The following is a 14,581-nucleotide window of genomic DNA, read 5'->3' as shown; positions in this document are numbered from 1 at the left end:
GTTTTGGGGGATCGCAGGTCAAAGCGGCAGCGGCGCGTTCACACCCGGGTCCGGATCTTTGAAAATACATGTTATTTTCATGGTGTCCCGGACTTTTTTTATTGGAACGGAAGGAAGCCAATAGCAACATATTGCGCCGCTTTATGCATGGCGGCTGTGTAGTGACTTGTTTACCCGGACCGGGAAATGTTTATATTCCGGAACGAGATTAAATATAGAAAGTGGGTTATAGCCATGTCAGCACAGGTTGCAGTAATCATGGGCAGCAAATCGGACTGGGAGACGATGTCCCACGCATGCGCCGTATTGGAGGAATTGGAAGTCCCTTATGAAAAACAGGTGGTGTCGGCTCATCGCACGCCGGATCTTATGTTTGAATTTGCGGAAAATGCGGCCGGACGCGGGTTGAAGGTCATTATCGCCGGGGCCGGGGGAGCGGCTCATTTGCCCGGCATGGTTGCAGCGAAAACCGTGCTGCCGGTCATCGGTGTTCCGGTCAAATCGGCGGCGCTGAACGGCCTCGATTCGCTGCTGTCAATCGTGCAGATGCCGGGCGGCATCCCGGTGGCGACCGTAGCGATCGGCAAAGCGGGCGCGATTAACGCCGGATTGCTGGCAGCCCAGATGCTGGGCGCGTTCGATCCGAAGCTGGCCGCTCGGCTACAAGAGCGCCGCGACAACTTGCGCGACGTAGTGCTGGAAAGCAGCAGCGAGCTGGTGTCGGGAGCGGAGGGACAATGAGCGCGGCAGAGCAGCGGAATACGCTTGGCGGGGACGCGCCGAAGGAAGAAGCTCCGGTGATTGGGCCGGGCTCCACGATCGGCGTACTCGGCGGCGGCCAGCTTGGTCGGATGATGGCGCTGGCCGGCAGCAACCTCGGCTACCGCTTCATCGCGCTGGATCCGACGCCGGAATCGCCGTGCGGACAGGTGGCGGATCAGATCGTCGCGGGATACAGCGATAAGGATGCGGCCCGGGCGCTGGCGGAGCGAGCGGATGTCATCACGTACGAGTTCGAGAACGTGGACGCCGGGGTGGCCGCGCTGCTGGCGGAGCAGTCGTACGTGCCGCAAGGCAGTCGCCTGCTTTATACGACTCAGCACCGGCTCCGCGAGAAACGTGCGGTCGAGGCGGCGGGCGTAAAGGTAGCGCCGTATGCGGAGATCGGCAGCGAGGCGGACCTGCGGGCCGCCGTGTCCAGGCTGGGCCTGCCGGCCGTGCTGAAGACGGCTACCGGCGGCTATGACGGCAAGGGTCAGTGGGTGATCCGCTCTGAAGGCGAGATTGGTCCGGCCTATGCCGAGCTGAGCCGGGCAGGGACGGAGCTGGTGCTGGAGCAGTTCGTTTCGTTCGTGAAGGAACTGTCGGTCATTGCGGCCCGCAGCCCACGCGGCGAAATCGTCACGTTCCCGGTCGCGGAGAACATGCATGTGGATAACATTTTGCATGTGTCCATCGTTCCGGCCCGGGTGGACGAAGCGGTGCAGCGGGAAGCGGAAATATTGGGCGCCCGGATCGCTGAATCGATGGAAGCGGTCGGACTGCTTGCGGTGGAGATGTTTTTGACGGAAGACGGACAACTTTACGTCAATGAATTGGCGCCGCGCCCGCATAACTCCGGCCACTACACGCTGGAAGCCTGCACAACCTCGCAGTTCGAGCAACATGTGCGGGCGGTATGCAATCTCCCGTTGGGCGAAACGTCGCTGCGGACGCCGGTTGTGATGGTCAATGTGCTCGGCGAGCATATGGAGGCGGTGACGGAAGCCGTGGCAAGCGGCGATTGGTTTGGCGGGACGGAATCTTCGGCAACGACTGGATTTAACGTGATCCCGAAAGTACACTTATATGGAAAGAACGGCTCGGCCCCCAAACGGAAAATGGGGCATATTAATTTACTGTGCGGGGATGTGCGGGACGGACTGGATTTTATACAGCAAACCAAGATTTGGAGGAATCAAGACTCATGATCGAACGTTACAGCAGACCGGAAATGAGAGCGATTTGGACCGAGGAGAACAAGTTCAAAGCCTGGCTGGAAGTTGAAATTTGCGCATGTGAAGCTTGGGCGGAACTGGGCATTATTCCAAAGGAAGACGTAGCATTGCTGCGGCAGAATGCGACTTTTGACATCGACCGGATTTATGAGATCGAACAGGAAACCCGCCATGACGTTATTGCGTTTACACGGGCCGTATCGGAAAGCCTGGGAGCGGAGCGTAAATGGGTGCATTACGGCCTGACCTCGACCGATGTCGTCGATACGGCGCTGGGTTACTTGCTGAGACAGGCGAACGAAATTCTCGAAAAAGATATCGTGAACTTTATCGAAATCCTGCGCGACAAAGCGCTGGCCTACAAAGATACGCCGATGATGGGACGCACGCACGGGGTGCATGCGGAGCCGACCACCTTTGGGCTCAAAATGGCGCTCTGGCACGAAGAAATGAAACGCAACTTGGAGCGTTTCCGCCGCGCGGCGGACAATGTACAGTATGGCAAAATCTCCGGTGCCGTCGGCACCTACGCGAACATTGACCCGTTTGTCGAGGAGTTCGTATGCGGTAAGCTCGGTACAAGTCCGGCACCGATTTCCACGCAAACGCTGCAGCGTGACCGCCATGCAGAATACATGGCGACGCTAGCGCTGATCGCCACGTCGCTCGACAAGTTTGCCACCGAGATCCGAGCGTTGCAAAAGAGTGAATTCCGCGAGGTGGAGGAAGCATTCGCGAAGGGGCAAAAGGGCTCGTCCGCCATGCCGCACAAGCGCAACCCGATCGGTTGCGAGAACATTTCCGGTCTCTCCCGCGTTATCCGCGGCCATATGATCTCGGCTTACGAAGATGTGCAGTTGTGGCATGAACGCGACATTTCGCACTCCTCCGTGGAGCGCATCATTTTGCCGGATGCTACGATGCTGCTGAATTATATGTTGAACCGCTTCGGCAATATCGTGAAAAATCTGACGGTGTTCCCGGAGAACATGAAGCGCAATATGGGTCGTACGTTCGGCGTACCGTTCTCCGGCCGCGTCTTGACGAAGCTGATCGATAAAGGCTTCAGCCGCGAGCAGGCTTATGATACCGTGCAGCCGCGTGCGATGCAGGCATGGGAGACCCAGCGTCAATTCCGCGACATCGTCGAAGAGACGCCGGAAATCACTTCGGTGCTGAGCAAGGAAGAAATCGACGACGCTTTTAACCCGGCATGGCATTTGAAGCATGTCGATACAATTTTCCGCAAGCTGGGATTGGTTGAAAAGTAGGAGCATGAGGACAGCCGAAGCCTGACCGAGTTAGATTAGCAGGTCCGGGACGCCGGCTGTCCGGCTCTATTTTTAGAAATAGCGATAAAAAATATCGTTATTTTGCCCGATGCAGCGTTTTTGATCGGCGTTAGGCCATGTTGGCCGGTAAGTTGAGAAAAGGCTTGAAGTAGGGATATTTTTTAGCGTTATCTCTTGAACTTATGGGAGAAGAAGGAGACAGGAGGAAGCGAACATGTCAACAGCGGCAATTTCCACGGGGGCCGAACTGATCCAGGCTCCGCTGCTTTACAAAGGCAAGGTCCGGGAACTCTACGATCTGGGGGAGCATTATTTGATCGTGGTCACGGACCGGATCTCCGCATTCGATTATGTGCTGGAGCCGGCCGTACCCGACAAGGGCAATGTGCTGAACCGGCTGAGCGCGTATTGGTTTGAGCAGACCCTGGATTTGATGGACAATCACGTGATTCATACGGATGTCGAACGACTTGGCGATGTCGTGCCGAAAGAGCATCGGGATGTGTTTAGGAACCGGGTTATGGTGACCCGCAAAGCGCAGCGGATCGATATCGAATGCGTCGTTCGCGGATACGTCACCGGGGGAGGCTGGCGCCAGTATGAGAGCAGCGGCGAAATCAACGGGATCAAGCTGCCGGAAGGGCTCCGCAAGAACAGCAAGCTGGAGCGGCCGATTTTCACCCCGGCAGCCAAAAACGACGTCGGACACGACGAGGATATTTCGTTCGCGGCGATGTCGGAGCTGGTAGGCGCGGATTTGGCGGAACAGCTTCGCGCGCGAAGTTTGGAGCTTTACGGCTTCGCCCGCGATTACTGCGAGGAGCGCGGCATTATTTTGGCGGATTGCAAACTGGAATTCGGCCTGATTGACGATAAGCTGATCCTGATCGACGAGATTTTCACGCCGGATGCGTCTCGTTTCTGGGCAAAAGAAAACTATGCGCTCGATATAGAAATCGACAGCATGGACAAAGAACCGGTCCGGACCTATCTGGCCGGGTCGGATTGGGACAAGAACAGCCGGCCTGATCCGCTGCCGCCGCAGGTGGTCGAGGAAACAACCCGGCGCTATCGTGATATTTTCAGCCGATTGACTGGTCAGGAGCTAAAGTAGTTTTGTATCAATTATTCGCGGCATTGCCGCTCAATCCAATACTAGGAGGAACACAAGGAAATGATTAAAGCTCGCGTTTATGTCACCATCAAGCAAAGTGTACTTGATCCGCAGGGGGTTGCCGTACAAGGCGCGCTGCATTCCATGGGTTTCAGGGAAGTGGACAGCGTCCGGATCGGCAAGTATATGGAAATTCAGTTGGATTCCAATGACCGTTTCGAGGCGGAAGCCCGTATCAAGGCGATGTGCGAAAAGCTGCTCGCCAATACGGTGGTAGAAGATTACCGCTTCGAACTGGAGGGCTGATTTATGAAATTCGCAGTACTCGTATTTCCCGGTTCCAACTGTGATATCGACTGCTATAAAGCGGTGGAAGATACGATTGGAGAGCCTGTCGACTACGTGTGGCATACGGCCACGGATCTTTCCGCTTATGACTGTATTCTTGTCCCTGGCGGTTTCTCCTATGGCGATTACCTTCGCTGCGGCGCCATTTCCCGGTTTGCTCCGGTCATGGCGGAAGTTGCGAAGGCCGCGGATCAAGGCAAATATGTGCTTGGCATTTGTAACGGATTCCAGATTTTGACCGAAGCCGGTTTGCTGCCGGGTACGTTGCGGCGCAATATGTCGTTGAAGTTCCGCTGCCACGATACCGTGCTTCGCGTAGAAAACAACGGCAATCCGTTTACGACGCAGTACGCTGCCGGGGAAGAAATTACGATTCCGATCGCGCACGGCGAAGGCAACTATTATTGCGATGAAGCCACGCACGCCCAATTGAAGAAGAATAACCAGATTATTTTTAAATACGTGAACAATCCGAACGGATCAATCGATGATATCGCAGGCATCTCCAACGAGCGCGGGAACGTGGTCGGGATGATGCCCCACCCGGAACGTGCGGTGGATAGCCTGCTTGGCTCGGACGACGGCAAAAAAATGTTTACTTCGATATTAAAGGCATGGAGGGATCGGCATGAGTCAGCAAGTGTCCGCTAAGGAACCGAATGCGGAGCAAATCGCACAGCAGCAAATTTACAAACAAATGGGCGTTTCGGATAGCGAGTATGAACTGATCTGCGGATTCCTCGGCCGGAAACCGAATTATACGGAAATCGGCGTATTCAGCGTGATGTGGTCCGAGCATTGCGCTTATAAAAACTCCAAACCGCTGCTTCGCCGTTTTCCGACCAGCGGTCCTCGCGTGTTGATGGGACCCGGAGAAGGCGCGGGGATCGTCGATATCGGCGACAACCAGGCGGTCGTATTTAAAATCGAAAGCCACAATCACCCTTCGGCGGTTGAGCCTTATCAAGGCGCGGCGACAGGCGTGGGCGGAATTATCCGCGATATTTTTTCCATGGGCGCAAGACCGGTTGCTCTGTTAAACTCTCTCCGGTTCGGCAAATTGGAAAACGAGCGTGTGAAATATTTGTTCGAGCATGTCGTGTCCGGGATCGCCGGTTACGGCAACTGCATCGGCATTCCGACGGTAGGCGGCGAGGTTGTGTTCGATGACAGCTATGATGGCAACCCGCTGGTTAATGCAATGTGCGTCGGGCTGATCGACCACGATAAGATCCAGCGCGGCGTCGCCAAAGGTGTCGGCAATCCGGTCTTCTATGTAGGTCCTCCAACGGGCCGCGACGGCATTCATGGCGCGACGTTCGCTTCGGAAGAGCTGACGGAGGAATCGGAAGCAAAACGGACGGCGGTGCAGGTCGGCGACCCATTCATGGAGAAGCTCGTGATGGAAGCTTGCCTTGAACTGATCGACACGGGCATCGTACTCGGCATTCAGGATATGGGAGCGGCCGGGCTTACATGCTCTAGCGCCGAAATGGCGAGCAAAGCAGGCAACGGGCTTGAGCTGTACCTGGATCAGGTTCCGCAGCGAGAAGAGGGTATGTCGGCGTATGAAATGATGCTGTCCGAATCCCAGGAGCGGATGCTGTTCGTCGTCGAGCCCAAAGATGAAGCACAGGCAATGGAGATTTTCGAACGCTGGGGCGTCATTTGCTCGAAAGTCGGCAAAGTAACGGACGACGGCCGCCTGAAGCTGTTCCATCATGGCGAGATCGTAGGCGATATGCCGGTAACGGCGCTGGTCGACGAGTGCCCGATTTATGATAAGCCGTCCGCTGTACCTGCTTATTACGAGCAAAACGCGGCTGTGGATACATTGCGCTATGAAGAGGTTACGGACCTAGGGGGAGCGCTCGAAAAAGTGCTGGCTTCGCCTTCGGTATCGAGCAAAGCATGGGTTTACGATCAGTATGACTACATGGTCCGCACCAGCACGGCGGTTCGTCCGGGCTCGGACGCAGCGGTCGTTACGATTCGCGGGACCCGCAAGGGCCTGGCGATGACGACGGACTGCAACGGACGGTTCGTTTATCTGGATCCTGAAGTGGGCGGTAAGATCGCGGTCAGCGAAGCGGCGCGCAATATCGTTTGTTCGGGCGCGGAGCCGCTGGCGATTACGGATAACCTGAATTTCGGAAGTCCGGAGAAGCCGGAAATCTTCTGGCAGATGGAGCGGTCGGTCGACGGCATGGCGGAAGCTTGCCGCGTGCTGGACGCGCCGGTCATCGGCGGTAACGTCAGCCTGTACAACGAAAACGCCAAGGGAGCGATTTATCCGACGCCTGTCGTCGGGATGGTCGGACTGGTGCATGATACCGATCATATTACGACGCAGGGTTTCAAAGCCGAAGGCGACGTCATCCTGCTGCTCGGCGAGACGCGCGGCGAGCTTGGGGGCAGCGAATTCCAGGCAACCGTACATGGCGTGACGGAAGGACGTCCGCCGCAACTGGATCTGGTGGTGGAGAAGAAGCTGCTGGATACCGTTCTTGGCGCGATCCAACACGGGCTGGTTGCTTCCGCGCATGATTTGTCGGAAGGCGGCCTGGCGGTAGCGCTGGCGGAATCCTGCATCAGCGGAGGCCTGGGCGCCATTGTCGAATTTGATTCCACGCTACGTCCCGATGTGGCCTTGTTCAGCGAATCACAGTCCCGGATCCTGCTCTCCGCCTCTGCGGAACAAGCGGAGAAGCTGCAGGATTTCATCGTTTCGCGCGGTGTTCCGGTACAAAGAATCGGGCGGGTGGCAGGCGAAAACCTTGTCATTCACGTAGGCGGAGCTTCCGCCCTGAACAGACCGGTGGAGGGACTCAAGCGGGTTTGGGAGGACACCATTCCATGTCTGATGAAATAATACCGCAAGGGCTTTGGACAGGCGATTATTATAACGAAGGCACGGGAAGAAGCGATATATTCGATACGTTAAAAGAAGAATGTGGCGTATTCGGCGTATTCGGCCATGGGGAGGCCGCCTCTCTTTCCTATTACGGGCTGCATGCATTGCAGCACCGGGGGGAGGAGAGCGCAGGGCTGTGCGTAACGGACGGGAAGTCGTTCAACTACCACCGCGGCATGGGGCTGGTCAAAGAGGTGTTTGACCGCGACAAGCTGGCCACGCTGGTCGGGAACCGGTCCATCGGCCATGTGCGGTATTCGACGAGCGGCGATAGCCGTTTGACCAATGCGCAGCCGCTGATCTTCAAATACCGCGACGGCGACCTGGCGGTGGCGACGAACGGCAACATCGTGAACGCGCCGAAAATCCGCCGCGAGCTGGAGCAAAGCGGCTCTATCTTTCAAACAACGAGCGACACGGAGGTTATCGCGCATTTGATCGCGCGGTCGCCGAAGGATTTCGTCGAGGCGGCGAAGGACGCGCTCCGTCAGCTTGTCGGCGGCTTTGCCTTCCTGCTGCTGACGAACGACAAGCTGCTCGTCGCCAGCGATCCGAACGGCCTGCGTCCTTTGACGATGGGACGGCTGGGCGACGCCTACCTGTTCTCGTCCGAGACGTGCGCGTTCGAGGTGGTCGGCGCGGAGACGATCCGCGATATCAAGCCGGGCGAGATGCTGGTGCTTGATGGGAACGGGCTGCGGGAAGATCGTTATGCCGAGCCACAACGCAAAGCGTTGTGCGCGATGGAGTACATTTATTTCTCTCGTCCCGACAGCGATCTGAACGGGTCGAACCTGCACGCCTCGCGCAAGCGGATGGGACAAGTGATGGCCCAGGAGTCATTCGTGGATGCCGATGTGGTCACCGGCGTGCCCGACTCCAGCATCTCAGCCGCCATCGGCTACGCAGAGCAGACCGGCATCCCTTACGAGCTCGGTCTGATCAAGAACAAATACACCGGACGGACGTTTATCCAGCCGAGCCAGGAACTGCGCGAGCAGGGCGTCAAGATGAAGCTGAGCGCCGTCCGCCGCGTGGTGGAGGGCAAGCGCGTCGTCATGATCGACGACTCGATCGTCCGCGGCACGACGTCGCGGCGCATCGTCAATCTGCTGCGCGAGGCCGGGGCGACCGAGGTGCATGTGCGCATCACCTCGCCGCCGTTTAAGAATCCGTGCTTCTACGGAATCGACACGCCGGATCGCGGCGAATTGATCGCCTCGTCCAAAACGGTCGATGAAATCCGCCGGGAGATCAATGCGGATTCGCTGCAGTTTTTGACGCCGGAGGGCCTGGTTCGCGCTGTTGGCGGCGACAATCGGGACGACTATAAAGGCGGCCTGTGCATGGCCTGCTTCGACAACGATTACCCGACCCGGACTGATTTCGACGGCGAAGAGAAATTTGGCTGCACCTGCTGATTTTTCACGGCATTTGTATTTCACATGATGAATTAATGTCGGGTCTCGGGTCAGAAACCACGGATTGGTGCTAGTATGTACGAAGCAGAGAGATAAGTTCGGTGTTAGTGTCAGGGTTCGGAGGCTGAGCTAGGTTTGAGATCGAGTTACTTTCGCACGGATTGGATAGTTAGTTCGGGTAAGTCTAATTTTCGACGACCTAGTTAAGGTCAGGATAGAGTAATGTTCGGTAAAAGAAGCAGAGAGATAAGTTCGGAGTTAGGCCAGTGCTCGGAGGCTGAGCCAAGATCAGGTAGAGTAACTTCCATTCGAGCGTGTCGAGTAATGCCAGAGACCAAGTTAGTGCCTAAATGCGGATGTCATCTGGGAATTAACTGTATTTCCTCCAGCTAATTTATTCAATTAGGATCGGTTTTCTTAAATAGCTGGGTTTTCTCCAGTTAATTTCGGGCTTTTTGTTCATGAGGGAGCTTTTCGTGCAAAATAACTGGAGGATTTCAAGTTATTTTGGTTGATGAAGCGTTTATTGGGAAAGTAACTGTAGGTTTTCCAGTTAATTGAGCCGGAAGAGGCGATTCGGCACTATTCATTCTAGATTTACTGTTTGTTCTTTGCATTACAACGGAGTTTGGCTGCAAGTGTTGGCGTGTTCAATAAATCCATTTTAAGGAGTGTGTCCTTACGTGTCTGAAGCTTACAAAAACGCCGGTGTGGATATCGCGGCAGGCAATGAAGCGGTAGAGCGGATGAAGAAGCACGTCAAACGGACGTTCCGTCCGGAGGTTATGACGGATTTGGGCGGTTTCGGAGCTTTGTTCGGGCTGAACAAAGACAAATATGAGGAACCGGTGCTGGTGTCGGGAACCGACGGCGTAGGCACGAAGCTTAAAATCGCGTTCGCGATGGATAAGCACGATACGATCGGAATCGACGCGGTTGCGATGTGCGTGAACGACATCGTCGTTCAAGGGGCGGAGCCGTTGTTCTTCCTCGATTATCTGGCTTGTGATAAAGTGGTGCCCGAGAAGATTGAGTCGATCGTGGCCGGGATTGCCGAAGGATGCCATGAATCGGGCTGTGCCCTGATCGGTGGCGAAACGGCGGAAATGCCGGGCATGTACAGCGAAGGCGAATACGACATCGCCGGATTTACGGTTGGCGTGGTCGACAAGAGCAAAATCGTAAACGGCAGCACGATTGCTGCCGGCGACACGGTGATCGGCCTGGCATCGAGCGGCGTGCACAGCAACGGCTTCTCGCTGGTGCGGAAGCTGCTGCTGGAGCAAGCCGGCTGCGGCCTGCAGGATCGCTTGCCGGAGCTCGGCGGCGAAGCGCTCGGCAATGTGCTGCTGACGCCGACCAAGTTGTATGTGAAGCCGGTTCTTGGCCTGCTGGAACAGGTCAAGGTCAAAGGGATGGCTCACATTACCGGCGGCGGGTTTATCGAAAATATTCCGCGCGTATTGCCGGAAGGAGTCAATGTCGAAATCGACTACGGTTCGTGGCCGATTTTGCCGATCTTTTCGCTGCTTCAGCAAAAGGGCGATGTCAGCAACCGGGATATGTTTACGACATTCAATATGGGCATCGGCCTTGTCATCGTCGTATCGGAACAGGATGCCGAGGCTTCCTTGGCTGCGCTCAGCGCCGCAGGAGAAACGCCTTATGTAATCGGCGTGGTAACATCCGGCGAAGGCATCGTTACGTTTAAGGGAGCGGAAGTGTAATGGCGTCGTCTTCCTCCTACCGGATCGCGGTGTTTGCTTCCGGCCAGGGAAGCAATTTTCAGGCGCTGGTGGAGTCCTCGCGTGCTGGCAAACTGGGCTCCACAGAAATTGTCCTGCTCGTTTGCGACAAGCCGCAGGCTCCGGTGGTGGAGCGCGCACGGCAGGCGGGCGTAGATACTTTTCTTTTTACGCCTAAGGGGTATGCCCGCCGCGAAGATTACGAGGCAGAGATTGTCGCGGAGCTTGAAAAGCATCAGGTCGATCTCATAGTACTTGCTGGATATATGCGGCTCCTTACTTCGGTTCTGGTAGAACCTTATGCGGGAAAAATGATCAATATCCATCCTTCGCTACTGCCGGCGTTTCCGGGTAAAGATGCGATCGGGCAGGCGTGGGAATACGGCGTAAAGGTAACCGGCGTTACCGTGCATCTGGTGGACGGAGGCATGGATACCGGCACTGTTGTGGCGCAAGAGGCGGTTCCTTTGTTGCCGGATGACGATATTCAAACACTGGAAGACAGAATCCACCAAGCGGAAAAAAGGCTGTACCCGCAGGTTGTGTCGTGGTTTGCAAGCGGCCGCGTTATTGTGGAAGGCAGAAAAGTCACTGTACGACAGTAAAATGCGGCTTTTTCAGCCGGACAGATAGAGGTTTCGATATTTCCCGAGAAATATCGGGGTCAGCATTACTTAATTTAAAGGAGGAGCGAATCGTGGGAATCAAAAGAGCGCTCGTTAGCGTATCTGACAAAACAGGCGTCGTGGAGTTTTGCCGTGAATTGTCACAGCTGGGTGTGGAGATCATTTCGACAGGAGGCACGAAGAATCTATTGTCGAAGGAGGGCGTTCCTGTCATCGGGATTTCCGATGTTACAGGCTTTCCGGAAATTCTGGACGGTCGTGTCAAAACGCTCCACCCTGCCGTTCACAGCGGCTTGCTCGCCGTTCGCGACAGCGCGGAGCATCAAGCACAGATGAAGGAACTGGGGCTGGATTACATCGATCTGGTCGTGGTAAATCTGTATCCGTTCCAGGAGACGATCGCCAAGCCGGATGTTACGTATGAAGATGCGATCGAAAATATCGATATCGGCGGGCCAACCATGCTGCGTTCAGCGGCCAAGAACCATGCCTTTGTCAGCGTAGTTGTCGATTCGGCAGATTACGGCATCGTTCTGGATGAAGTCCGCGCAGGCGGAGATACATCTCTTGAAACGCGCAAGCGGCTGGCGGCCAAGGTATTCCGTCATACCTCGGCTTACGACGCGCTGATCTCCGATTATTTGTCGAACGTGACCGGAGATCCGCTGCCTGAGCGTTATACGGTGACTTATGAGAAAATCCAGGACCTCCGCTATGGCGAGAATCCGCATCAAAAAGCGGCATTCTACCGCAAACCGCTGGCTGCAGCCGACACACTGACGACAGCCGAGCAGCTTCACGGCAAAGAATTGTCGTACAACAATATCAACGACGCAAATGCGGCGCTGCAAATCGTGAAGGAATTCGAAGAACCGGCCGTAGTGGCCGTAAAACATATGAATCCTTGCGGGGTCGGCGTTGGTGAAAGCATCTACGAAGCCTACCGCAAGGCCTACGATGCCGATCCGGTATCGATCTTTGGCGGGATTGTCGCGGCCAACCGGATTATTGATGAAGCAACCGCGATGCTGCTGAAAGAAATTTTTCTTGAAATTATTCTGGCGCCTGGATTTACGCCGGAAGCGCTGGAGTTATTGACGAAGAAGAAAAACATTCGCTTGCTGAAGCTTGGAAGTTTGGAGTCGGCGGCCAGCCGGAGCAGCCAGTTTGTCGTCACTTCAATCGAAGGCGGCATGGTCGTTCAGGAAAGCGATGTTCACTCTTTGATCGAAAGCGATCTGCAGGTTGTAACGGATCGCAAACCGACGGAAGAAGAATTGAAGCAGCTGCTGTTTGGCTGGAAAGTAGTTAAGCATGTGAAGTCCAACGCCATCGTGTTGGCGAAGGATGACATGACGGTTGGCGTCGGGGCCGGTCAAATGAACCGGGTCGGATCGGCGAAGATCGCCATCGAGCAAGCGGGAGACAAATCCAAAGGCAGCGTGCTTGCTTCCGATGCGTTCTTCCCGATGGGCGACACGCTGGAGATCGCCGCAAAGGCGGGGATTACGGCGGTCATTCAGCCGGGCGGTTCCGTTAAGGATGAGGAATCGATCAAAGTAGCCAATGAGTATGGCATTGCGATGGTGTTCACCGGCGTAAGACATTTCAAACATTAAGCTAAGGCCTGGACGGCAGGACCGCTGCGGCGGCCCTGCCTTTTTAACGAGATGAAGTTGAACCGCATGTTGGATGAGCGACATGTTAAAGCTGACTAGTTAATTAAGAAATTTTTAGATTCGGAAAAGGGTCGCGGTCGTTAATGCAACATATGAATCTACGGGATGAGCCCGGAAATACGTAGGAGGAACTGTATGGATATTTTAGTAATCGGCGGCGGCGGACGCGAGCATGCGATTTGCTGGTCCTTGGCCAAAAGTCCGAATGCCGGCATCATTTATTGCGCACCGGGTAATGCCGGAATCGGGCAAATCGCGGAGCTGGTTCCGATTCAGGTCCACGAATTCGAACGGTTGACTGACTTTGCGAAGGAGAAGCAGGTCGGACTCGTCGTCGTCGGGCCGGATGATCCGCTTGTTGACGGAATTGTCGACGCATTTGAAGCGAAGGACATTCCGGTGTTCGGGCCACGGAAAAATGCGGCATTGATCGAGGGCAGCAAAACCTTCATGAAGGATCTGCTGAAAAAATATCAAATCCCGACGGCGTCCTACGACAAGTTTGACGATTACGAAGCGGCGCTGACTTACTTGCAGGCCCAGCCTGTGCCGATCGTCATCAAGGCGGACGGGTTGGCCGCGGGTAAAGGCGTAACGGTTGCATTTACCCGGGAAGAAGCGGAACTGGCCCTTAAGCAGATCATGGTGGACAAGGTATTCGGAGAGTCGGGCAGCCAGGTTGTGATCGAGGAGTTTCTGGCGGGACAGGAAATGTCGATCCTGTCGTTCGTGGACGGGGAGACGGTGCGTCCTATGGCGGCCGCCCAAGATCATAAGCAGGTGTACGACGGCGATAAGGGGCCGAATACGGGGGGAATGGGCACCTATTCTCCGTTGCCCCATATCGCGGACAGCATCATAGAAGAGGCGCTGGAAACTATCCTTAAGCCGACAGCGAAAGCGATGGTTCAGGAAGGACGACATTTCCGGGGGATCCTTTTTGCCGGGCTGATGATCGGGCCGGACGGAAAGCCGAAGACGATTGAGTTCAACGCCCGCTTTGGCGATCCGGAGACCCAGGTGGTCCTGCCGCGGCTGAAGAGCGATTTGCTGGAGATTTTTTTGGCGGCGGTTAACGGAACGCTGGCCGATGCGGAGATCGAGTGGAGCGAAGAAGCCGCGGTTTGCGTCATTTTGGCTTCTGGCGGATACCCTGCTTCTTATCCCAAGGGCCTTCCGATTTCAGGGCTCGACGACGCAGTAAAGAGCGAGGGGCTTGTATTCCATGCGGGAACAGCCAAGAATGAAGCCGGCGAATGGGTGACGGACGGCGGACGCGTACTTGGCGTCGTCGGACTTGGCCGGAATATCGCCGAAGCCAGGAATCAGGCGTACGCGTCGGCGGACCGCATTGCTTTCGAAGGCAAGCACAACCGTACTGACATTGCTGCCAAGGCATTGGTATAATAACGGATTTAGTCGAGATTTAGATGCGGATAATAGCC

The 14,581-nt window shown here is 55.6% G+C and carries 12 protein-coding genes; all 12 read left to right on the top strand.

The genetic code is table 11. The annotated features are described in order from the left end of the window. Positions 1 to 234 precede the first annotated feature (234 nt). Positions 235 to 741, top strand: coding sequence for a 5-(carboxyamino)imidazole ribonucleotide mutase (gene purE, locus DFP94_RS22435; RefSeq protein ID WP_114498714.1), 507 nt, complete (start codon positions 235 to 237; stop codon positions 739 to 741). Beyond that, positions 738 to 1,970 carry a 5-(carboxyamino)imidazole ribonucleotide synthase gene (gene purK, locus DFP94_RS22430; RefSeq protein ID WP_114498713.1) on the top strand — a complete coding sequence of 411 codons (1,233 nt, stop codon included), beginning with the start codon at positions 738 to 740 and terminating at the stop codon, positions 1,968 to 1,970. The genes purE and purK overlap by 4 nt, the downstream gene beginning before the upstream one ends. Beyond that, complete coding sequence (gene purB, locus DFP94_RS22425) at positions 1,967 to 3,268, top strand: adenylosuccinate lyase (protein ID WP_114498712.1); 1,302 nt, start codon at positions 1,967 to 1,969, stop codon at positions 3,266 to 3,268. Before purK ends, purB begins: the two co-directional genes overlap by 4 nt. A gap of 235 nt (positions 3,269 to 3,503) precedes the next feature. After that, on the top strand, positions 3,504 to 4,403 hold the full coding sequence (locus tag DFP94_RS22420) for a phosphoribosylaminoimidazolesuccinocarboxamide synthase (RefSeq protein ID WP_114498711.1): 900 nt from the start codon (positions 3,504 to 3,506) through the stop codon (positions 4,401 to 4,403). Between the two features lie 60 nt (positions 4,404 to 4,463). Further along, the gene (purS, locus tag DFP94_RS22415; RefSeq protein WP_114498710.1) at positions 4,464 to 4,709 is read left to right on the top strand and encodes a phosphoribosylformylglycinamidine synthase subunit PurS; all 246 of its coding nucleotides are present in this window, start codon (positions 4,464 to 4,466) and stop codon (positions 4,707 to 4,709) included. 3 nt (positions 4,710 to 4,712) lie between these two features. Then, positions 4,713 to 5,402: a phosphoribosylformylglycinamidine synthase subunit PurQ gene (gene purQ, locus DFP94_RS22410; protein ID WP_114498709.1), complete on the top strand. Its 690-nt coding sequence runs from the start codon at positions 4,713 to 4,715 to the stop codon at positions 5,400 to 5,402. Next, complete coding sequence (gene purL / locus DFP94_RS22405) at positions 5,380 to 7,623, top strand: phosphoribosylformylglycinamidine synthase subunit PurL (protein WP_114498708.1); 2,244 nt, start codon at positions 5,380 to 5,382, stop codon at positions 7,621 to 7,623. Before purQ ends, purL begins: the two co-directional genes overlap by 23 nt. Continuing rightward, positions 7,608 to 9,086: an amidophosphoribosyltransferase gene (purF, locus tag DFP94_RS22400; protein ID WP_114498707.1), complete on the top strand. Its 1,479-nt coding sequence runs from the start codon at positions 7,608 to 7,610 to the stop codon at positions 9,084 to 9,086. The genes purL and purF overlap by 16 nt, the downstream gene beginning before the upstream one ends. A 683-nt stretch (positions 9,087 to 9,769) precedes the next feature. Then, a complete protein-coding gene (purM, locus tag DFP94_RS22395; protein WP_114498706.1) occupies positions 9,770 to 10,813 on the top strand; it encodes a phosphoribosylformylglycinamidine cyclo-ligase in 1,044 nt (347 codons plus the stop codon). After that, positions 10,813 to 11,436, top strand: a complete 624-nt coding sequence (gene purN, locus DFP94_RS22390) for a phosphoribosylglycinamide formyltransferase (RefSeq protein WP_114498705.1) — start codon at positions 10,813 to 10,815, stop codon at positions 11,434 to 11,436. Before purM ends, purN begins: the two co-directional genes overlap by 1 nt. Before the next feature lie 92 nt (positions 11,437 to 11,528). Continuing rightward, positions 11,529 to 13,076, top strand: a complete 1,548-nt coding sequence (gene purH, locus DFP94_RS22385) for a bifunctional phosphoribosylaminoimidazolecarboxamide formyltransferase/IMP cyclohydrolase (RefSeq protein WP_114498704.1) — start codon at positions 11,529 to 11,531, stop codon at positions 13,074 to 13,076. 195 nt (positions 13,077 to 13,271) lie between these two features. Further along, positions 13,272 to 14,543, top strand: coding sequence for a phosphoribosylamine--glycine ligase (gene purD / locus DFP94_RS22380; RefSeq protein WP_114498703.1), 1,272 nt, complete (start codon positions 13,272 to 13,274; stop codon positions 14,541 to 14,543). Positions 14,544 to 14,581 lie beyond the last annotated feature (38 nt).

The sequence above is a fragment of the Fontibacillus phaseoli genome, from assembly GCF_003337355.1.
Lineage (GTDB): Bacteria > Bacillota > Bacilli > Paenibacillales > Paenibacillaceae > Fontibacillus > Fontibacillus phaseoli.
This window is presented reverse-complemented; position numbering and strand designations above follow the sequence as displayed.

Coding starts and splice junctions, on each gene's coding strand:
- purE (WP_114498714.1), top strand. CDS start 235: ATGTCAGCACAGGTTGCAGTAATCATGGGCAGCAAATCGGACTGGGAG.
- purK (WP_114498713.1), top strand. CDS start 738: ATGAGCGCGGCAGAGCAGCGGAATACGCTTGGCGGGGACGCGCCGAAG.
- purB (WP_114498712.1), top strand. CDS start 1,967: ATGATCGAACGTTACAGCAGACCGGAAATGAGAGCGATTTGGACCGAG.
- DFP94_RS22420 (WP_114498711.1), top strand. CDS start 3,504: ATGTCAACAGCGGCAATTTCCACGGGGGCCGAACTGATCCAGGCTCCG.
- purS (WP_114498710.1), top strand. CDS start 4,464: ATGATTAAAGCTCGCGTTTATGTCACCATCAAGCAAAGTGTACTTGAT.
- purQ (WP_114498709.1), top strand. CDS start 4,713: ATGAAATTCGCAGTACTCGTATTTCCCGGTTCCAACTGTGATATCGAC.
- purL (WP_114498708.1), top strand. CDS start 5,380: ATGAGTCAGCAAGTGTCCGCTAAGGAACCGAATGCGGAGCAAATCGCA.
- purF (WP_114498707.1), top strand. CDS start 7,608: ATGTCTGATGAAATAATACCGCAAGGGCTTTGGACAGGCGATTATTAT.
- purN (WP_114498705.1), top strand. CDS start 10,813: ATGGCGTCGTCTTCCTCCTACCGGATCGCGGTGTTTGCTTCCGGCCAG.
- purD (WP_114498703.1), top strand. CDS start 13,272: ATGGATATTTTAGTAATCGGCGGCGGCGGACGCGAGCATGCGATTTGC.